Here is a 20,051-nt window from a genome sequence, read left to right on the forward strand (position 1 = left end):
CTGAATTAAAATAAAAGCAAAGACATGATACAGTCCTATTAATAATATTCAGCATGAGAGAATCGATGTCAAACCCAAAAGATCAACAAAATTTTGAAGAAGCGGTCAAAACCATGATGCGCTATGTCGGAGAAGACGTAAACCGTGAGGGGTTGGAAAAGACCCCCGGCCGTGTATTGAAAGCGTATGAGTTTATGTTCGGCGGCTATCAGGAAGATCCGCAGACTATTTTGAATTCTGCTATGTTTTCCAGCAGCAATGATGAAATGGTATTGATCAAAGATATCGAATTTTACTCAACTTGCGAGCATCATCTTCTTCCGATTATCGGTCGTGCGCATGTGGCGTATATCCCGGACGGAAAAGTAGTCGGGCTCTCCAAGATTCCACGCGTGGTGGACGTTTTTGCACGGCGGATGCAAATCCAAGAGCAGCTCACCGAACAAATAGCCGATGCGCTGATGGAAGCGGTCTCTCCAAAAGGGGTTGCGGTTGTTATTCAGGCACGCCACATGTGTATGGAGATGCGCGGGGTTCAAAAAATCAGTTCGACGACGACTTCGAGTGCATTGCGCGGATTGTTTAAACGTGATGAAAAAACGCGGATGGAATTTTTCAGCCTCATCAATTCCTCTAGCGGTAACCGCTACTAAATTATGCCGTTAAAAGCACTTCGCAGCCGTTTAGGGATTGAAAAGCTCACAACCGTATTCGGTACAGTGACGAAAATCAGTCCTACCGTCATTGTTGCGGAAGGGCTGCATGTCAGTATCGGTGATACCGTGCTGATGATCTCAGAAGTCAATGGTGCAGAGGCTATGGGGATGGTGAGCGAAGTAGAACGCAACCGTTTTTTCATAACACCGTTTCGATTTATCGAAGGATTTCGTGCCGGAGACAAAGTCTATCCGAATCAGACCGGAATGATGATCGAAGTCGGAGAGGCTCTGTTGGGACGGGTCGTTGATCCGTTTATGAACCCTATCGACGGAAAAGGGCCTATCGGAGGAACCCATCTCGAGTCGATCATTAAAGCCCCTATTGCGGCAATGAAGCGGGGAATGATCGATGAACCGTTCAGTGTCGGGGTGAAAACGATCGATGGATTGCTCACTTGCGGGAAAGGGCAAAAACTCGGGATTTTTGCAGGAAGCGGGGTTGGTAAATCGACGTTGATGGGGATGATTGTCCGTGGCGCCGATGCACCGATCAAAGTGGTAGCCTTGATCGGGGAGCGGGGACGTGAAGTCCCCGAATTTATCGAAAAATCGCTCGGCGGCAATCTCGAAAACACCGTTTTGGTCGTTGCGACGAGTGACGATTCACCGCTTATGCGGAAATACGGTGCGTTTAGTGCGATGAGTGTGGCGGAGTATTTTAAAGGCAAAGGGCATGATGTCCTTTTTATGATGGATTCGGTAACCCGTTTTGCAATGGCGCAGCGGGAGATCGGTCTGGCTCTCGGAGAACCTCCTACCTCGAAAGGGTATCCCCCATCATCTCTTACACTGTTGCCGCAATTGATGGAACGTGCAGGTAAAGAGGAAGGGAACGGTTCGATTACCGCTTTTTTCACGGTACTCGTCGAAGGAGATGATTTGAGTGATCCGATCGCCGATCAATCACGATCGATTTTGGATGGACACATTGTCCTCTCTCGCGAATTGACCGATTTCGGTATTTACCCTCCGATTCATATTCTGAATTCCGCTTCGAGGGTAATGAATGATATTATTACTCCGGAACATCTTGCTGCCGTTAGACGTTTCCGACGTCTCTATACACTGTTAAAAGAGAATGAGATGTTAATTCGGATCGGTGCATATGTACAGGGGACCGATAGGGAACTGGATGAAGCAATGGCTAAAAAAGCCAAAATGGAAGCGTTTCTTTCTCAAGAGTCTATGAGTATTTCCCACTTCCAAGAGACTATCGATCAGTTGATCGATTTGATGGGGAGTTGATTGATTCCTTAAAGCAGTCTAAGCATAAAAAACCCTTAAGGTGAATATAACATCGTTTGCACTATTATCCCAAAAGTTAAACAAGACTAATTTAGTCTTTTATTAGAAACCCCCTGAGGAGCATACAATGCAAGTCTATTTAGACAACAACGCGACAACGATGGTTGACCCTGCCGTCGTAGAGGCGATGATCCCGTACTTTAGTGAAGTCTATGGAAATCCCAACTCACTTCACCGTTTTGGTACCGCATCACATCCGGCAATCACCAAAGCGATCAATCAAATGTACAAAGCGATCAATGCGAGCGATAAGGATGATATCATCTTTACCTCTTGTGCGACAGAATCAAACAATTGGGTTCTTAAATCCGTATGGATAGACAAAATCCTCAACGGAGATAAAAATCATATCGTTACCACTGAGATTGAACACCCTTCGGTTCTCTCCACCTGTAAATTTCTCGAAGAGCAAGGGGTTAAAGTAACCTATCTTCCTGTAAATGATCAAGGGATTGTCGAAGCACATACACTTCGCAGTTTTATCACCGATAAAACGGCACTTGTTTCGGTTATGTGGGCAAATAACGAAACCGGAATGATTTTTCCGATCAAAGAGATCGGCGAAATTTGTAAAGAGAAAGGGGTTCTTTTCCACACGGATGGTGTTCAAGCCGTAGGTAAGATCCCTGTAAATATGCAAGATGTCCACGTTGACTTTATGTCTTTATCTGCCCATAAATTCCATGGACCTAAAGGGATCGGAGCACTTTATATTCGTAACTCTGAAGAACTTACCCCGCTATTGCACGGTGGTGAACATATGGGGGGACGCCGTTCGGGTACCTTGAATGTTCCATACATCATTGGAATGGGAAAAGCTATTGAACTCGCGACAGAGAATATCGAAGAAAAAATGGCAAGTATCCGTGCAAAACGTGATCGTCTTGAAGACGCACTCCTTGCAGGACTAAGCGATGTTATGGTTGTCGGAAATCGTGATAACCGTACCCCGAATACCATTCTTATTTCCATTCGCGGCGTTGAGGGCGAGGGAATGCTTTGGGATTTGAACAATGCCCTGATCGGTGCTTCTACGGGCTCTGCCTGTGCATCTGAGAGTTTGGAAGCGAATACTGTTATGCTCGCGATCGGTGCGGACAATGAGCTTGCGCATACGGGAATACGTCTCAGCCTCAGCCGTTTTACTACGGATGAAGAGATTGATTATGTCATTGAGCGATTTGAAAATGCGGTAAAACGCTTACGGGCAATTTCAAGTTCGTATGCAAAAGTACAACCGACTCCCGGCGGCGAAGCCGGAGAATGTCACATTCACCATTAAAAGGAACCACTATGGCAAAAAATGATCTATTGGGCGGATCTCTTTGGGATCAGTACTCAAATAAAGTAACTACGTTGATGAATAACCCTCATAATCAAGGTGAAATCAGCGAAGAAGAAGCTGCAGCGGAAGGACACAAACTGATCGTTGCCGATTTTGGAGCGGAGAGTTGCGGTGATGCCGTCCGTTTATACTGGGCGGTCGATCCTGCTACGGATACAATTGTAAAATCAAAATTCAAAAGTTTCGGGTGCGGTACGGCGATTGCAAGTTCAGATATGATGGCAGAGCTTTGTATCGGAAAAACGGTTCAAGAAGCGGTCAAAATTACGAATATCGATGTGGAAAAAGCACTTCGTGACGATCCGGAAACTCCAGCTGTTCCACCTCAAAAAATGCACTGTTCGGTTATGGCATATGATGTTATCAAAAAAGCAGCAGGGCTTTACCTCGGTGTGGATGAGAACAGTTTCGAAGATGAGATTATCGTGTGCGAATGTGCCCGTGTAAGTCTTGGAACGTTGCGTGAAGTCATTAAGCTCAATGATCTTAAAACGGTTGAGCAGGTAACCGATTATACGAAAGCTGGCGGCTTTTGTAAGTCTTGTATCAAACCGGGCGGACATGAAGCGCGTGAATACTATCTTGTTGACATTCTCGCTGATGTACGTGCTGAAATGGATCAAGAGAAAATGCGTTCCGCTGCAGATGCCGGAGCGATGGGTGACTTTGAATCAATGACACTGGTACAGAAAATCAAAGCGATTGACAGTGTTGTGGATGATTCCATCCGACAGTTCTTGGTCATGGACGGCGGTAATATGGAAGTTATCGATATTAAAGACTCTCCGGAATATATCGATGTCTATATCCGTTATTTGGGTGCATGTAATGGATGTGCGAGTTCAAGTACCGGAACATTGTATGCGATCGAAGCGACACTCAAAGAAAAACTTTCTCAGAAAATCCGCGTATTACCAATTTAATACGTTCTTCTTATTCCCGCTTATGCGGGAATTGATATTAAATCACCACGAAATCGGCATTGGTGAGGGTAGGGTGTGAACCGCTTCCGAGGATGGCAAACTGGACTGCGGCACCGCCACCTGATCCATCCGCATCGTAGCTCAGTGCCCCGGTCGTCATGTTGTAGACGATATAGTCGTCTGCGTCTTGTGCCAACCCATTAACGCTCGCTACAAAATTGGAAGCGTTTAGGGTACTGATCGATGTCAGTGCGCTGAAGATTGCGTTATCCAGTTGGATACTGTCGGTTCCGTTGGTGAAGTCGGTGATCGTGTCTTTGTTGGTGCCGGCATTGAGGGTTGTATCGAATACAAAGGTATCTGATCCTTCGCCCCCGGTCAAAGTATCGTTTCCACCTCCACCGTTGATCGTGTCGTCTCCGTTATATCCCCGAATGATATTATCCGAACCGTTACCGCTTAGAATATCGTTGTAGTTACTCCCATACAGTCTTTCAAAATTCAAAATCGTATCGTTTCCGTTCCCGATGGTATTCTGAACGCCAGTTATGTTTAATGAAACGGTAACTCCCGCACCCGAATCGTAATACGATACGGCATCGATTCCATTTCCCCCGTCTAAAATATCGTCTCCTGTTCCTTTGCCCGCGTAGATGATATCGTTTCCGTCCAGACCCAATATCGTATTGCCTAAAGCGTTTCCTCTCAATGTATCGTTATAGTTTGACCCAATGAGATTCTCGAAGTTCAAAACCGTATCCACTCCGGCCCCAACCGTGTTCTGTGCCGTAGTCGTTTTAATACTCACTCCGACTCCGGCACTAGCCGTAGCGTAACTCAAGGTATCGATTCCATCTCCCCCGTCTAGGGTATCGTCACCAACACCTCCGTCGATCGTGTCATGACCCAAACCACCATCGATTGTGTCGTTCCCTACCCCTCCGGAGATCGTGTTGTCTCCCGTATTTCCGGTTAATACATCGTCATATGAACTCCCGATGATATTCTCGATACTCATCAAGATATCTATCCCAGCACTTCCGGTGTTCTGTGCTGATGTATTCGATAATGCTACGCTCACTCCTCCGGCGGCCGTAGCATACGATACTGTATCCATGCCGTTTCCGCCGTCGATAGTATCGTTTCCACCTCCACCGTTGATCGTGTCGTCTCCGTTATATCCCCGAATGATATTATCCGAACCGTTACCGCTTAGAATATCGTTGTAGTTACTCCCATACAGTCTTTCAAAATTCAAAATCGTATCGTTTCCGTTCCCGATGGTATTCTGAACGCCAGTTATGTTTAATGAAACGGTAACTCCCGCACCCGAATCGTAATACGATACGGCATCGATTCCATTTCCCCCGTCTAAAATATCGTCTCCTGTTCCTTTGCCCGCGTAGATGATATCGTTTCCGTCCAGACCCAATATCGTATTGCCTAAAGCGTTTCCTCTCAATGTATCGTTATAGTTTGACCCAATGAGATTCTCGAAGTTCAAAACCGTATCCACTCCGGCCCCAACCGTGTTCTGTGCCGTAGTCGTTTTAATACTCACTCCGACTCCGGCACTAGCCGTAGCGTAACTCAAGGTATCGATTCCATCTCCCCCGTCTAAAATATCATTTCCATCTTTGCCTTCAATAGTGTCATTGCCTCCGAACCCGGAGATTGTGTCAAAGCTTCCGTTCTCGATTAAGTCACCCGAAAGAATATCATCGCCCGATGTTCCGTTTAATACCAGATCATCCCGTACGGAGATAATCTGCACCAGTGTGCTCCCTGTGGCGCTCAATGCTCCTCCAGTACCCTGATCGCTCACATTGCCGTCATTGAAGACCCAATCTATCTGTATGCTAGAAGGTGGCATATCACTAGTATTGCTGTAAGCGATGGCATGTACGGTTTGATCCACTAGCGTCTGGGTTGCATTAGCATTAAAAGAGATGACGAGTGTTCCATCCGCATAATAATAAGTACCGACTACAGTTCCGGATACACTTACGTCTCCCTCAGATGTTCCGGCTACGATTCCGGCTCCGGAAAACTGATCTTCGATGTTTGCATCACCGTGTCGTGCCAGAGTCAATGTCGATCCGTTGTAGTTATCGATTGTTTTGAGCTCGGTATCACGGATAGTGCCGCTGCTCCCCATGAGAGTGACCGGTGTCCCATTTTCGATATAGGTCAGGTCCTGAATCGCCGTTGTAACGATTCCATCACCATCAAAAGAGGTATCCAGCGAGCCGTCGATGTTATAACGGACCACAGTAAAATCTCTACTTCCGTCGATCGTAGCGGTTCCGACTACGACAATTTTTCCATCCGGCTGCAGGCTCATGCTATAACCGATATTAGAATCTGTACCAATGTCGGTCGATATTTTACCGCTGACACCGAAAGAGGTATCCAGCGAGCCGTCGATGTTATAACGGACAATTGCAAAGTCGGTAGTAGAGTTTGTAGCGTAACCACCCAACAGGATTTTTCCGTCAGATTGAATTACGACACTATAGGCAATATCCGCTGATGTTCCAACCGGAGTGATTATCATCCCGTCATCGCTGAAAGTGGTGTCGAGCGAACCGTCGGAATTGTACCGGACGACGGCGAAGTCGCTACTCGACCCGCTACCGCTGAAACCGGCGACGATTATTTTTCCGTTATCCAGAACAGTGACACTTTGGGCGGCTGAGTAATCGGATACGGCGGTCAATACAATGCCGTCACTGTCAAAGGACGTATCGAGTGAACCGTCGCTGTTATACCGTACAAGGGCGAAAACCTCGTTACTGAATCCGGCCACCAAAATTTTGCCGTCTGCTTGGAGAGTGATATCTTTGCCGGAATCAAAATTAGTTCCCAGATCGGTTGACACTTTTCCGTTAGTGCCGAAAGTGGTATCGAGTGAACCGTCACTGTTATAGCGGGCAAGGGCAATATCGTTTGTGTTATTTGTTGTACCGGCAGCCAGAATTTTCCCATCCGATTGTACAACAATGCTATTGATCGAGTCGTAGGAAAAAAAATTCGTAGTAACCATACCGTCGCCGTCGAAGGTTATATCAAGTGTACCGTCGCTGTTATAGCGGACGATAGCAAAATCATTATCATTGGATGCATTTCTACTTGAACCGGACAAAAGGATCTTCCCGTCATCCTGAACTATTACGGAGTCGGCAGAATCATAACTGGTGCCGACTGCCGTTATCACGATTCCGTTATCGCCAAGGGTAGTATCAAGACTGCCGTCACTGTTATAGCGGACAAGGACAAAATCGTATTTGCTGCCGTTGGCACGGTAGCCTCCCACCACAATTTTGCCGTCTGGCTGAATAAAGACGCTTTGTGCCGTATCAGCAAGATTATTTCCTGTAAAAAGAGTGGGTGGCGTGTTGATGGACATGCAAAAATCCTTATAAAAAGTTATCAAATGAATATAGTTTAACTATAATCATTAATCAAAAAAGTATTATACAATCTATATTAACAAACTAGAACAATAATTAGTTGAAAAATTCTCTATTTGTATTATGTGTGGATTTTAATACGTGAATATGGGAAGTATAGTAAAGAGTCCGAAAACTAAATAATAAGTGAAAGTCACATCAAGCAGTGGGAGATAGTTGTTATTTTATGAACAACCATCTCGGAATGGGGAAGTGAAAGTTAAAAATTCTTATCAAACCAATCCGCAACTTGACTTCTAATCGTATGGCGTAATTGAATCCCTGCGACAAAATTATTGTGCTGTGCTTTGTTCAGCAAGCTGACAAGGGCATTGCGTCGTTTGGAAAGGAACGGATGGTCAATTTGTCCCGGGTCACCCATAATGACGAGTCGTGTTTCATCCCCCATACGGGTTCCTATGAGCTTTAGGGTAGCATTGGTCATATTTTGAGCCTCATCGATAATGACGAATTTACGCGAGATTGTCGTTCCGCGCAGATGGGCGATGTCCATGACCTCGATATTGTATTTTTTCATAAATACTTCGGTAGCATTTTCCCGTTTAATAGAATTGGTGTTGCCCGTGTATTCGACCCGTGCGTCGATAGAGCGCTTGCTTTGATGCTCGATCGTAAAGTTGACCGCCGAGTAGAGGGGATACATAAAATAGCCGAGCTTTTGTTCTTCGTCCCCTTTACGAAATCCCAATTCTGCTTGCTGATCGTTGGAAGTAACGGTGTTACGGGCATAGACGATCCCCTCAACGATCCCTTCTTCGACCAATTCCAGTCCCGCTTGCAGTGCGACCAGCGTTTTTCCTGATCCGGTAGAACCTGCGACTACGGTGACGTAGTTTTGGGGATGGGTCATCATCGCATAATAGAATTTTTGTTCCAGATTGAGAGGACGAACCAATTCTTCGTTGAAATGTTCTCCAAAGCGTCGATCGAAATCGCACCATTCGATTTGGTTGTTAAAACAAAAAGCGTGGCGCTGTATTCCCGTCTCGTACATCTCTGAAGAGGTGCTGAGCGCTTTTTGGACAAATGTGATTTGATCAAAATTATGGTGCTCGACATCTGCGGGGAGAACGGGTGTCTCTTCATACTCATAGTTATAGGTAAAGTCGATTTGTTCCGGTGCTTCGACGCTGCTGTTGCGGATGCTTTGCGTTCGGATTCCTCGAATCTCGGCGGCAATTCGAAACGACATATCGTTGCTGAGAAGGGTAAGATCATAGTCATCAGCGATTTCGGCGATTTTCGCGTCATTTATCCCTTTGGGTTCGGAGAAGTTATGCGATACACGGTAGTTCTCCCGGTGAACGATAAAGAGATCGATAAGGTTGGCCTCGCCGCCATGGAGAGAGCGGTCAAAATTGAGTGCCAATCGGTAGTAGCGGTCATTTTTACACTCATCGACATCAACATGCTTACGAACGCATTCGGGGAGTTCTATAAAGCTGATCGGTTCACCCCATGCCGCATCGGCAAGACGAAAAAATTCACGTGCTTGGAAGCCTGCTTCGGAGCGCATATCGTCTTTTTTACTGTTAAGTTCGCCTAAAACGATATTAGTGATAACGATACCGTTTTGGTTCTCATCACTGATTCGTAAAATGTTGGTTGGATCATCTAAAATAACGGAGGTGTCGAGGAGATAGCAGTTTTGAGTTGGACTCATCACAAAGAACCCTTTTTATAGGAATTCTCTATGGTAGTGAAAGAAAGCTTAAAGATATTGAAATTAGAGGTAATACCCTTTGATTCCGTTCATAGTAGAACCCATGTTGAGTAGTATCATATCAGCAATAACAAGTGCCGCCATTGATTCGGCAACAACCGAACCGCGCACAGCGACACATGGATCGTGCCGCCCTTTTAGGGAAACACTGACGCTTTCATTGGAGGTGTTGGTACTCTCCTGATCGATAAAGATCGATGGGGTAGGTTTAAAATGGACGCGGAGGATAACATCGTCTCCATTACTCATTCCGCCCAAAATTCCCCCTGAATGGTTGGATTTAAACCCTTTGGGAGTAATCGGATCATTGTTTTGAGAAGCGAGTAATTCTGCACTGTGTATTCCCTCGCCAATCTCAACTGCTTTTACGGCATTGATCCCCATCATCGCTTCTGCGAGTATTGCATCAAGTTTATAATAAAGCCCCTCTCCCAATCCGACCGGAAGGTTCGAGATTTTCACCGTAGCGACGCCGCCGACTGAGTCATGAGCATTTTTTGCTTCCAAAATAGCCGCTTTTTGAGCTTCTTCAACGTTTTTATCGAGAGCATAGATAGGGCTGTTCTTTGGATAACTAAAGTCGAGGGCATGCGCTTCGATTCCGTGGATTGCACTGATACCGCTGGCAAATTCAATTCCCAAAGAACGGAGCATCAGTTTGGCCACCGCACCTCCTGCAACCCGCGCTGCTGTTTCACGTGCACTTGAGCGTCCGCCGCCGCGATAGTCGCGTAAGCCGTATTTGTGAAAATAGGTAAAATCGGCGTGTCCCGGTCGGAAGATATCTTTGACATTGGAGTAGTCACCGCTCTTTTGATCGGTGTTGTAGATCACTAATGTTATCGGGGTTCCGGTACTAAAGCCTTCGAAAACACCGCTGAGGATTTCAACTTTGTCGGCTTCTTTGCGAGCGGTTGCAAACTCGTTTTGTCCCGGTTTACGGCGGTCAAGCTCGCTTTGAATAAAGGCTTCATCGATCTCTAATCCGGCAGGAACACCGTCAAGAACACAGCCGATTGCTTTGCCATGCGACTCGCCGAAGGTGGTCATTGTGAAACGTTCCCCGAAGCGATTCATTTGAGTTCCTTTGATAGCATTTCAAGCGCTATTTGCGCCGCTTCCTGTTGGGCTTGTTTCTTGCTTTTTCCCTGTGCGGAAGCATATCGTTTTCCGTCGATGATGACGGCAACCTCAAACTCTTTTTTGTGGTCAGGTCCGTGCGCGGCGATCAGTTGATATTCGGGTGTTGTTCCGTAATGGGCTTGGGTTAGCTCTTGCAGAGAAGTTTTATAGTCTTTAAAGAGCGAATCAAGCGAAATATCGGGATGAACGTGTTCGAGAAGTTTGATCGTGATCTCTTGTACTTTGCCCAAACCGGTTTCAAGGTAGATGGCACCCATAAGGGCTTCGAAGGCATTTGAAAGCAATGAGCTTTTGGTTCGTCCACTGTTGTTCTCTTCGGCATTGGAGAGATAGATGTGTTCACCCAATTCCAAGTGGTTTGCCAAAGAGGTAAATCCCCCTTCGTTGACGAGTGAAGCGCGCATTTTAGAGAGTTTCCCCTCATCAAAATCACGAAACTTTGTATAGAGATATTCTCCGACGATCAAATCGAGTACCGCGTCGCCTAAAAACTCGAGGCGCTCATTATTGTAGGGCTGTTTGTAGCTTTTATGCGTCAGCGCTTCAATAAGGAGCTCTTTCTTTTTAAAGGTGTACCCTAAGCGTTCTTGCAGGGTTTCTAAATTATTCATTACCGTGTTAATCCTTGTTTAAATTTTTCCGCCTCTTCTCGGGCGATTTGGTCGCATTGTTCATTTTCGGGATGACCGTTATGCCCCCGAACCCAGACGCCGTTTATACGATGTCCGGCAGAGACGGCAATGTATTCGTGCCATAGATCGGGATTTTTGACCTTGGCAAAATTGCGTTTTACCCACCCCTCCAGCCACTCGTTAATCCCTCGGATTACGTAGCTCGAATCGGAGATGATGGTGACATCACAAGGCTCTTTTAGTGCGCGAAGTCCTTCGATTACCCCAAGCAGCTCCATACGATTGTTGGTCGTATGGGCTTCCCCGCCGCGGACGATGCGCTCTTTGTCTCCGTAACGCAAAATGGCTCCATACCCGCCCGGTCCCGGATTACCCAGCGCCGAACCGTCACTGAAGAGAGTTATTTTCTTCAAACCGTTCCTTTGTGAGGTTCATAATACCGTGGACTGAATCAATCGCATGGCAATGCGGGCAGCGGTGAAACGGCAAAAATGAGATTGCATTACATTCATCACACGTGTATTCAAACTGCAGCGTCGCTTTTTGCATGCCGCATCGGTGCAGAGCAATGAGGGTGTCGAGTTCGAATATGGAACTCCCCTCTGCCAGATTAACCGATCCTTTTGCCGTGAAAAGCTCGCGTAAATACGTGTTACTTGCAATTATATCCAAATCAAGATTTTCATCCCCAATCCGCCATAAAATATCGCTCAAACGGGTGCTTAGAGATTGGTCATAATGTTTCCATCCTAGCAGCGGGCGGAAAGTAAAGAGCCATTCAAAAACCATATATCCGAGTTTATGGTGGCTTTCATAGAGATCGATAAGTTTTTGGGCTTTCTCGTCTATGTTGATTCGGTGGTCGCCGATGAGGATGCGGCATTCGAGATACAGTTTTTCACTTACCGTATCGGGAGAGAGCTCGAGGAGCGATTCCATCACCTCTAACGCTTTATCGTATTGTTGGAGTTGTTCATAAATTAATATGAGAAAGTGCAGGGCTGAGGGTGTTCGTGGATGATTTTGGAGGACTTGGAGGAATGTCTGACGGGAACGTTCCAGAAATCCGGCCTTGAAAAAACTTTTTCCCAGAAGCAGCAGGGCATCTTTTTGAAAAATAGGGTCACGGTTTTTGGAAAGAAGTGCATGATAGATTTCAACACTTTTCTCATAATTTCCCTGATGCTCAAAACTTTGAGCCAATAACAGCCACGATTCACTGGAAAGAGAGTTTTGTTGAACCTGCTCTGTTAGTTTAGCTCCTTCTCCTATCGATTCGAATTTGCCCAAAAATGATTCGAGATCACGGAGCTCTTTAGCGGCTTTATGCCGACCCCACCAATAGCTTAGGAAGGAGAGGATAAAGAGGAGGATAAAAAAAACGACAACACCGAAAAGGGGATCGCGAAATTCAATAAAAAATGTGTCCATTCCGTATTATATCCGTGAAAAGGTTATTTCGCGAACGGTTTGTCCGTCCGGATCCAGCGCATAGTGAACGGAAGGCTCATTCGCATAACTACACGTATCATTTTTGCAGACCAAGTCGGCTCGGGGTGTTAAGATGTCACCGATCCCTTGATGATATTTGTTTTTGATCAAAGGGGATACGATGTGAATGGATGAGATTTTTTTTCCTGAGGGATCAGAACTGATTTGGGCTATCACGTTTTTACCCCTCTTAATCTGGTAGATCGATTCAGGGTGCTCAGGTGAAATCTGGGTGAATTTATCAAAGCTAAAACCGTTTAGACGGGTATTGACTTCCTCAAACGGGACGTTTGGATGGATAGAACCCAATCCCTCTTCGCTAATTACGAGCGGATAGGGGAACTCGTCACTTTGGGTTGAACATCCTGCAAAGATCACTATTGCGACGAGTGCGAGCAGAAGCTTCAAAATACCCGCTCCACCATGAGCTGGATCGAAACACGGCCATTCCACTCATTTTTATTGACGGTATAGCTGCACGACATCTTTTTGTCCTCAGGACATGCCAATGTTCGTCGAAAGGCGATGAGTTCGAGGGTTTTGGAGCTCACTCGGGATGGGCGCAGTTCCAGACGGCTGTGGGACTGGTCGCTGCCGAAGAGTTTGACCGTTACCACTTCCGCATCGCGAATCAGAAAACGGGGACGTGGATTTCCCTCACCATAAGGCTCAAAGCGCTCCAGAATTTCCAATAGCTGAAAGTTTATCGCCTCATGCTCCAACTCTCCGATGATCTCATTGTGCGGAATAAAATCGGTCGGATTGACGTTTTTCGAGGCCACGTTGATCCCTCGTCGAAATGCGTCCACATTCTCAGCACTCATGGATAATCCTGCGGCCATCTTATGGCCGCCAAATTTAGCGAGCAGGTGCTCTTGGGATTTGATTAGGGTGTAAAGATCGACATTCCCGATACTGCGGCCGGAACCTTTGGCAATACCGTTATGGATGCTTAGAACAATGGCGGGTTTTTGAAAATGGTTCACTAGGCGGGAAGCGACAATTCCGACGACTCCCTCGTTCCAGTGCTCACCGGCAACGACAATGATAGAGCTGTTTGGATCGACATGCTGCATTGCTTCGGCTGTGGTCTGGGCTTCCGTCTCTTTTCGCAGAGTATTGAGTGCGCTGAGGAGCTCAAATTGATGATACGCTTTCTCTGTCGTATCGGCCAGTAAAAAGTCGAGGGCGATTTTTGCATCTTCGAGCCGTCCCGCAGAGTTAATACGAGGAGCGATCTGAAAAGCGATATCTTCCGAAGATACGGTAGAACGGTTAAGAAAATCACGAATCATGGCAAAAGGGGAGAGGGTAGAATTCTGCATCATCTCCAACCCCGTTTTGACAATGGAGCGATTGATCCCGATAAGCGGCATCACATCGGCGATAATGGCAAGGGCCAAAAACGGGAAAAACTGCCGCATGTTAATGGTGAGTTCCAACTCTTGTTTGAGCAGACCCATCAGCAGCCATCCTACTTGCGCACCGCAGATATCCTTGAACGGATAGGGACAATCGATTTGTTTCGGGTTGATAATCGCATACGCATCCGGCAGGGTATCAGAGGGAGTATGATGGTCGGTAATAATCAGGTCTATCCCTCTCGATTGACACACCTCTGCCGCTTCGATTGCGTTGATCCCGTTGTCAACGGTAAAAATAACATCGGCATCGAGCCGTTCCAATACATTTTTCGAGACTCCGTATCCATCGGTAAAACGGTTCGGTATCGTAGTGATCAGAGGGTAGGGGATGAGGTCAAAAAACCGCTTAACGATTGCGGTAGAAGTAACCCCGTCGACATCATAATCGCCGACGAGTGCGATACGTTCATTGTTTCGGATAGCGCGGGCGAGCCGCTCGGCACCTTTCTGGGCATCTTTGAGCTGGCTTGGGTGAGGAATGTCGGAGAGTTTTTCGCTTTGTGCCTCAAAACGGCGTGCTAAAAAACTCCCGAGTGTTGTATGATCGAGAAGGGGTACCTCAGGCAGGATTGGCATGTGCAAAGGTTGCTTTCACAAATCCGAGGATTGAGGCGTTAGGACTTTGAAGACGTGAGGTGAATTCAGGGTGGAACTGTACCCCTAAAAACCATGGATGGGCCGGAATTTCGACTGCTTCGATCAAACCGTGGGATTCTCCTGTTACGACCATTCCTGCTTTTTCAAGTGCTTCACGGTACGTCGGATTGGCTTCGTATCGATGACGGTGACGTTCAAAGATAAGCGGTTCATTGTTGTAGGCGGAACGGAGGTTGGAACCTTCTTTAGTCTCACACGGATATTCGCCCAAACGGAGTGTTCCCCCCATTGGCGAATGGTGTGTACGCAATTGTGTTTCCCCTGATTGGTCGATGAAGTTGTCGATAAGATAGATCATCGGATGCGTCGTATCCGGGCTAAATTCGATAGAGTTGGCATCTTCATAGCCGAGGACATTACGGGCATACTCCACGATAGAGAGCTGCATCCCAAGACAGATTCCCAAATAAGGGATTTTATTTTCACGGGCATACCGGATAGCTTGAATTTTTCCTTCGACACCGCGATTTCCGAATCCGCCGGCAACCAGAACCGAATCACAGTCGCTGAGAAGTGCTTCAGCCCCTTGGGTTTCGATTTTTTCACTGTCGACCCAGTGGATGGCAACGCGGGTATCGAGATGGGCACCGGAATGGATGAGTGCTTCGATCAACGATTTATACGACTCTTTGAGTTCCAAATATTTGCCTACAAAGCCGATGGTGACATGATATTTAGGGGAAACGATTTTTTTGACCAACGAATCCCATTGTTCCATATCGGGTTTGAGTTCGCCTAAGCCCAACTCTTTACTGATAGGAGCGAGGATATTTTGTTGGAGAAAACTGAGCGGTACGGCATAAATCGTTAGTTCATCCATTGCTTCGATGATACTGTCGCTGCTGACGTCACACGCGAGAGCGAGTTTCTTTTTAAAGGTTCTTGGGAGTTTTTCTTCGCTTCGGGCAATAATCATCTGTGGAGTGATACCGATACGGCGAAGTTCTTGAACCGAGTGCTGTGTCGGTTTGCTTTTGTGCTCACCTGCGGCTTTGATGAAAGGGATGAGAGTGACGTGGATAAAAAAGGTCCCTTCAACTTCATCATCGTGTTTCATGGTTCGAATCGCTTCCATAAACGGAAGACCTTCGATATCTCCGACGGTTCCGCCGAGTTCTACTACGAGAATATCGTGCCCTTCACCCGCTTTTTTGATTCGATCGACGATTTCTCCGACGATATGGGGAACAACTTGGATCGTTTGTCCGAGATAGCCACCCGTACGCTCGCGCTCGATAACACTGCTGTAGACTTGTCCCGTCGTAAAATTGCTGGTACGTAAAAATGATGCGTCGAGGAAGCGCTCATAATTTCCGATATCCAGATCGGTTTCGGCACCGTCTTTGGTGACGAATACTTCCCCATGCTCCAGCGGACTCATCGTGCCGGGATCGACATTGATATATGGATCGATTTTGAGCATCCCGACCTCTTTGCCTGAGTGCTTGAGGAGTGCTCCGATGCTGGCAGCCGTGATCCCTTTTCCGAGTGAACTGAGTACACCGCCGGTTACAAAAATATATTTAGTCATTGAGTCATTCCTTAGCGCTTTAGTGTTTTTACGATGGGGTTAAATGGGTCGTGATGATCCAAAACGTCGACAAACTGCCGCTCTTCTTAAGGAACGTATTATATACTTTTAAGACTTATAAATAGCTACTTGAAAAATAAAAAGTGCATAATTCTGCACGGACGCTATAATGAATAGAAGCAAGTGAAAATGTAGCCAATCGGGAAAGATTTCGTTGGCGTAAGGAAATCAGTGGAATCGGCACTCTATTACGTTACAACGGCTCTTGGAATATCCATTGTCGTCAACTTGATATTAAAACGGCTGGGGATTTCACAAATCATCGGATATATTATGACCGGTGTGGTGGTCGCGTATGCATTTGATTTGCGTCATATGGACAATTCGCATGCGCTGGAATCGATTGCCGAGTTCGGAATTGTTTTTTTGATGTTTACGATCGGTTTGGAGATGTCGTTGCAGCGTCTCGCAAGGATGAAAATCGATGTCTTTTTTAACGGCTTCTTGCAAACCACGATTACAGCATCTATCTTTTTTGCATTGACTTACGGTGTTTTTCATTTGAACCTGGCGACATCATTGATTGTTTCCATGTCGCTTGCCCTCTCCTCAACAGCAGTAGTCCTGAGTTATCTTAAGTCAACCAAAGAGATCACACGTCCGTATGGACAAAGATCGATGGGGATTCTCATCTATCAAGACATTGCCGTTATCCCTATTCTTTTATTGATCGGTTTTTTGGGGACAGGCGGGGATATTGCTTCGGTTTTGATTCAAACGGCTCTGAGTGCTATTGTGATTGTAGGATTGTTGTTTGTTGTCGGGAAAAAGGTGATGGCATGGTTGCTCCATTTCTCCTCATCGAGCAATGTCGAAGAACTTTTTATGGGATCGGTTCTCCTTATTGTCGTCGGAGCTTCTTTGGCAGTTCATGCTTTCGGCTTTACCTATTCGTTGGGAGCGTTTATCGCAGGGATGATCATCGCGGAGACGCGTTATCATCACAAAGTCGAATCGGACATCGCCCCGTTTAAAGATCTCTTGTTGGGGACGTTTTTTGTAACCGTCGGGATGAAAATCGATTTGGCATTTTTTGCGTTGCATGCACTTGAAGTAATGGGATTATTGATTGCCATTATGCTGATAAAAGCGGTCGTTATTTTCGGAGTCGTCAACATCTATTCAAAGTCCAAAACAGCGTTTAAAGCCTCTATCGCAATGGCGCAGGTCGGAGAATTTTCATTTGCGGTTTTTGCTTTGGCGAGCAATCATAAACTTCTGGATGGGGCCTTGTCTCAAATGTTGGTATTAGCGGTCGTATTGTCGTTACTGATTACCCCTTTTATCCTCTCCAATATTTCAAAAATCAGCGCTTTTTTCTTTCGTGAACCGGGGGTTGTCGAAGATTTCAGTATGCTAAGTACGGAAAAAAATCATATTTTAGTGTGCGGATACGGGATTGTCGGACGTTTTGTAGTTAAAGCTCTTCGTGCTGAGGGGGTTAGTTACATTATTATTGACAACAGTTACAAGCATGTTCAAGAAGCGATAGCTCATGGAGAAAAAGCGTATTACGGAGATATGTCAAAAACTGCTATTTTGGATAAAGTACATGCCGCAGATGCCGCGAGCGTCATTGTGACATTGGATAATTTAGAGAAAAAGCGATTGGTTTGTGAAGCAGTTCTTGATTATGCACCCAAAGCAAAAGTAGTGGTTAAAGTTGTCAGTCTGGAGGAGAAGCGAACCTTACGCGATCTTCCGATCAGCGTAACGGTGGATGGGAAACGTGAAGTCGCAGCCCGCCTTGTGAGCGAAGCGCTTTATTGCGATATATGATTTATTTTGGCGGTTGTTCTGTAACGAGCCATTGAAGATAGCGGATGGACCAGTCTAAATCTTCGATTGCAATATCAATCGCTTCGAGTGGCTGATCCAAATTGACTTTTAACTCTTTAAGACGTTGTTTTAAATACTGAGCCATAGAGTAATAGGTATTAAGCGAAGTATCATCTTGCGCTTTGATGATCAGATCTTCGAGTGTCTCAACGAGGGCTTTTTCATTCGGGAAAATATTTCCCGCTTTGCGAAGGGTTCGCTGCACCTTTTGCAGATGCGGCATATCAACTTTGAATTTTTCAGGATTTGCGGACATTAATTACCTCGTGATCCCGGTTTGATTGCTTCAGAACCATCAGCGCACAACGGACAAGCATCCGGTGCGTACATTTCAAAATCGAAATCAGCGAGTGCAAACAGCGGTTTATCAGCCGGTAAGGCACAGTTGGATTTTCGCTCCAAAGCACTCCCGTCACGTTTGCAAAAACCACGGTTGGCAAGAGCCGCGAATCCGACGACGACACCGCCGAGGGCTTCGATCGCCTTTGCTGCTTCCATGGCTGAGCCGCCGGTTGTGATAATGTCTTCACAAATGAGGACTTTTTCACCTGCGCTGATTTCAAATCCACGGCGGATTTGCATCTCACCGTTTACCCGTTCCGCAAAAATTGAGCGTTTGTCGAGTGCGGTTGCAAGGGCAAAGCCTGCGATCAAACCGCCAAGAGCCGGAGCGCATACGGTATCAATTTCGATTCCGTTGGCTTGAATGTTTGCAGCCAGTGCATCGGCGAGAAGCTTCGCCGTGCGAGGTTGTTCCAAGACTTTCGCCGATTGAAGATAATAAGCAGAATGATTGCCCGAGCTGAGTTTAAAATGCCCTTCGAGCATCGCGCTCGCATCGAGATAGATTTGTTTGATATCCATTAGGGTTATACCGTCAAGATATCTTGCTCTTTATTTTTGAGCAATTCTTCGATTTTAGCAATAAATTTATCGGTGATTTTTTGGACTTTATCTTGAGCACTTTTGGACTCATCGACGGTTACCAATTTGTCTTTTTCGAGTACTTTGATTTTGTCATTTGCTTTTTTACGGTCATTACGTACCGCAACTTTTGCATCTTCCGCCATACCGCGTGCTTTTTTCGCAGTATCTTGACGTTGATCTACTGTCATCGGAGGAAAGAAAAGTTTGATTTCGGTTCCGTTGTTATTTGGATTGACACCGATATCGGCTTTCATGATCGCTTTTTCGATGACTGAGAGCATCGATTTGTCCCACGGAGAGATGGTGATGGTAGTTGCATCGGTTGCGAGTACGCTTGCCGCTTGATCGATCGGGGTCATTGAACCGTAGTTATCGATACGAACATTATCCAAAATTTTTGTTGTGACTCTCCCTGTTCGGAGTGTACGGAAATTACTCAATAGGTGATCACAACTTCCTTGCATTTTTTCTTCACAAAATTGATAGACTTCGTTTAGCATGAAATTCCCTTCGTCTTATTTGGTGGTTTTGTTGATATCGTTTACGACATTGATCGTCGGTGCTGCAACGTTATTGTTCTCTACCATTGCATCTACAACGGAAGCACTTTTTTGCTCAGCGTAAAAATAGCCCAATGCGATTGTATTGACAACGAAAACAAATCCGAGGAAAAAGGTAACTTTTGCTAAAAAAGTTCCCGGTCCTTTAGCTCCAAATACCGATTCATTTGAGCCGCTGTAAGCCCCTAAACCGATGCTAGAACTTTTTTGTAAGAGTACAGCGATGGTGATCATAACAACCAAAACGATCTGCACGATGAGCAGTATACCTGTCATGTTTATCCTTGATTTTTTAAAAA

Annotated in this window: 18 protein-coding genes; 5 read left to right on the top strand and 13 right to left on the bottom strand. The window is 46.0% G+C overall.

What is annotated here, in order from left to right; translation table 11 throughout:
• Positions 1-53: 53 nt before the first annotated feature.
• The 4 genes from folE to PHP90_RS01195 all read left to right on the top strand — a co-directional run bounded on the left by folE (position 54) and on the right by PHP90_RS01195 (position 4,292).
• Positions 54-653, top strand: coding sequence for a GTP cyclohydrolase I FolE (gene folE, locus PHP90_RS01180; protein ID WP_299924004.1), 600 nt, complete (start codon positions 54-56; stop codon positions 651-653).
• A gap of 3 nt (positions 654-656) precedes the next feature.
• On the top strand, positions 657-1,964 hold the full coding sequence (gene fliI, locus PHP90_RS01185; protein ID WP_299924007.1) for a flagellar protein export ATPase FliI: 1,308 nt from the start codon (positions 657-659) through the stop codon (positions 1,962-1,964).
• Between the two features lie 127 nt (positions 1,965-2,091).
• Positions 2,092-3,306 carry a NifS family cysteine desulfurase gene (locus PHP90_RS01190; protein ID WP_299924010.1) on the top strand — a complete coding sequence of 405 codons (1,215 nt, stop codon included), beginning with the start codon at positions 2,092-2,094 and terminating at the stop codon, positions 3,304-3,306.
• Positions 3,307-3,317: 11 nt separating this feature from the next.
• A complete protein-coding gene (locus PHP90_RS01195; RefSeq protein WP_299924013.1) occupies positions 3,318-4,292 on the top strand; it encodes an iron-sulfur cluster assembly scaffold protein in 975 nt (324 codons plus the stop codon).
• Positions 4,293-4,329: 37 nt separating this feature from the next.
• Here PHP90_RS01195 and PHP90_RS01200 read toward each other — a convergent pair whose 3' ends face one another.
• The 9 genes from PHP90_RS01200 to PHP90_RS01240 form a co-directional block, all read right to left on the bottom strand.
• A complete protein-coding gene (locus PHP90_RS01200) occupies positions 4,330-7,701 on the bottom strand; it encodes a hypothetical protein (RefSeq protein WP_299924016.1) in 3,372 nt (1,123 codons plus the stop codon).
• 263 nt (positions 7,702-7,964) lie between these two features.
• Positions 7,965-9,428, bottom strand: a complete 1,464-nt coding sequence (locus PHP90_RS01205) for a PhoH family protein (protein ID WP_299924078.1) — start codon at positions 9,426-9,428, stop codon at positions 7,965-7,967.
• 63 nt (positions 9,429-9,491) lie between these two features.
• Positions 9,492-10,565: a chorismate synthase gene (gene aroC, locus PHP90_RS01210; protein ID WP_299924019.1), complete on the bottom strand. Its 1,074-nt coding sequence runs from the start codon at positions 10,563-10,565 to the stop codon at positions 9,492-9,494.
• Entirely contained in the window at positions 10,562-11,242 is a 681-nt protein-coding gene (gene rnc / locus PHP90_RS01215) for a ribonuclease III (RefSeq protein ID WP_299924022.1), read from the bottom strand. The genes aroC and rnc overlap by 4 nt, the downstream gene beginning before the upstream one ends.
• A complete protein-coding gene (gene rnhA, locus PHP90_RS01220; RefSeq protein WP_299924025.1) occupies positions 11,242-11,676 on the bottom strand; it encodes a ribonuclease HI in 435 nt (144 codons plus the stop codon). The genes rnc and rnhA overlap by 1 nt, the downstream gene beginning before the upstream one ends.
• A complete protein-coding gene (locus tag PHP90_RS01225; protein WP_299924028.1) occupies positions 11,651-12,694 on the bottom strand; it encodes a tetratricopeptide repeat protein in 1,044 nt (347 codons plus the stop codon). Before PHP90_RS01225 ends, rnhA begins: the two co-directional genes overlap by 26 nt.
• Positions 12,695-12,700: 6 nt before the next feature.
• Positions 12,701-13,162 carry a hypothetical protein gene (locus PHP90_RS01230; RefSeq protein ID WP_299924031.1) on the bottom strand — a complete coding sequence of 154 codons (462 nt, stop codon included), beginning with the start codon at positions 13,160-13,162 and terminating at the stop codon, positions 12,701-12,703.
• The gene (recJ, locus tag PHP90_RS01235) at positions 13,159-14,754 is read right to left on the bottom strand and encodes a single-stranded-DNA-specific exonuclease RecJ (RefSeq protein ID WP_299924034.1); all 1,596 of its coding nucleotides are present in this window, start codon (positions 14,752-14,754) and stop codon (positions 13,159-13,161) included. Before recJ ends, PHP90_RS01230 begins: the two co-directional genes overlap by 4 nt.
• Entirely contained in the window at positions 14,738-16,366 is a 1,629-nt protein-coding gene (locus PHP90_RS01240; RefSeq protein ID WP_299924037.1) for a CTP synthase, read from the bottom strand. The genes recJ and PHP90_RS01240 overlap by 17 nt, the downstream gene beginning before the upstream one ends.
• Before the next feature lie 231 nt (positions 16,367-16,597).
• Between PHP90_RS01240 and PHP90_RS01245 the strand changes: the two genes are divergently transcribed.
• Positions 16,598-18,205: a cation:proton antiporter gene (locus PHP90_RS01245; RefSeq protein ID WP_299924040.1), complete on the top strand. Its 1,608-nt coding sequence runs from the start codon at positions 16,598-16,600 to the stop codon at positions 18,203-18,205.
• Between the two features lies 1 nt (position 18,206).
• Here PHP90_RS01245 and PHP90_RS01250 read toward each other — a convergent pair whose 3' ends face one another.
• From PHP90_RS01250 to secG, 4 genes are read right to left on the bottom strand one after another with little or no spacing between them, the layout of a single operon-like run.
• Positions 18,207-18,521: a hypothetical protein gene (locus PHP90_RS01250; protein ID WP_299924043.1), complete on the bottom strand. Its 315-nt coding sequence runs from the start codon at positions 18,519-18,521 to the stop codon at positions 18,207-18,209.
• Complete coding sequence (pyrE, locus tag PHP90_RS01255) at positions 18,521-19,129, bottom strand: orotate phosphoribosyltransferase (RefSeq protein WP_299924046.1); 609 nt, start codon at positions 19,127-19,129, stop codon at positions 18,521-18,523. Before pyrE ends, PHP90_RS01250 begins: the two co-directional genes overlap by 1 nt.
• Positions 19,130-19,134: 5 nt before the next feature.
• The gene (frr, locus tag PHP90_RS01260; protein ID WP_299924049.1) at positions 19,135-19,692 is read right to left on the bottom strand and encodes a ribosome recycling factor; all 558 of its coding nucleotides are present in this window, start codon (positions 19,690-19,692) and stop codon (positions 19,135-19,137) included.
• Positions 19,693-19,707: 15 nt separating this feature from the next.
• Complete coding sequence (gene secG, locus PHP90_RS01265) at positions 19,708-20,028, bottom strand: preprotein translocase subunit SecG (RefSeq protein WP_299924051.1); 321 nt, start codon at positions 20,026-20,028, stop codon at positions 19,708-19,710.
• Positions 20,029-20,051: the final 23 nt, after the last annotated feature.

The sequence above is a fragment of the Sulfuricurvum sp. genome (assembly GCF_028712165.1).
Classification (GTDB): Bacteria; Campylobacterota; Campylobacteria; order Campylobacterales; family Sulfurimonadaceae; genus Sulfuricurvum.

What these genes read in the sequence shown, in the direction of transcription:
- secG (WP_299924051.1), bottom strand. Translation starts at nt 20,028, where the DNA reads ATGACAGGTATACTGCTCATCGTGCAGATCGTTTTGGTTGTTATGATC.
- PHP90_RS01205 (WP_299924078.1), bottom strand. Translation starts at nt 9,428, where the DNA reads ATGAGTCCAACTCAAAACTGCTATCTCCTCGACACCTCCGTTATTTTA.
- rnc (WP_299924022.1), bottom strand. Translation starts at nt 11,242, where the DNA reads ATGAATAATTTAGAAACCCTGCAAGAACGCTTAGGGTACACCTTTAAA.
- PHP90_RS01200 (WP_299924016.1), bottom strand. Translation starts at nt 7,701, where the DNA reads ATGTCCATCAACACGCCACCCACTCTTTTTACAGGAAATAATCTTGCT.
- fliI (WP_299924007.1), top strand. Translation starts at nt 657, where the DNA reads ATGCCGTTAAAAGCACTTCGCAGCCGTTTAGGGATTGAAAAGCTCACA.
- aroC (WP_299924019.1), bottom strand. Translation starts at nt 10,565, where the DNA reads ATGAATCGCTTCGGGGAACGTTTCACAATGACCACCTTCGGCGAGTCG.
- PHP90_RS01250 (WP_299924043.1), bottom strand. Translation starts at nt 18,521, where the DNA reads ATGTCCGCAAATCCTGAAAAATTCAAAGTTGATATGCCGCATCTGCAA.
- PHP90_RS01240 (WP_299924037.1), bottom strand. Translation starts at nt 16,366, where the DNA reads ATGACTAAATATATTTTTGTAACCGGCGGTGTACTCAGTTCACTCGGA.
- PHP90_RS01225 (WP_299924028.1), bottom strand. Translation starts at nt 12,694, where the DNA reads ATGGACACATTTTTTATTGAATTTCGCGATCCCCTTTTCGGTGTTGTC.
- pyrE (WP_299924046.1), bottom strand. Translation starts at nt 19,129, where the DNA reads ATGGATATCAAACAAATCTATCTCGATGCGAGCGCGATGCTCGAAGGG.
- frr (WP_299924049.1), bottom strand. Translation starts at nt 19,692, where the DNA reads ATGCTAAACGAAGTCTATCAATTTTGTGAAGAAAAAATGCAAGGAAGT.
- folE (WP_299924004.1), top strand. Translation starts at nt 54, where the DNA reads ATGAGAGAATCGATGTCAAACCCAAAAGATCAACAAAATTTTGAAGAA.
- recJ (WP_299924034.1), bottom strand. Translation starts at nt 14,754, where the DNA reads ATGCCAATCCTGCCTGAGGTACCCCTTCTCGATCATACAACACTCGGG.
- PHP90_RS01195 (WP_299924013.1), top strand. Translation starts at nt 3,318, where the DNA reads ATGGCAAAAAATGATCTATTGGGCGGATCTCTTTGGGATCAGTACTCA.
- PHP90_RS01190 (WP_299924010.1), top strand. Translation starts at nt 2,092, where the DNA reads ATGCAAGTCTATTTAGACAACAACGCGACAACGATGGTTGACCCTGCC.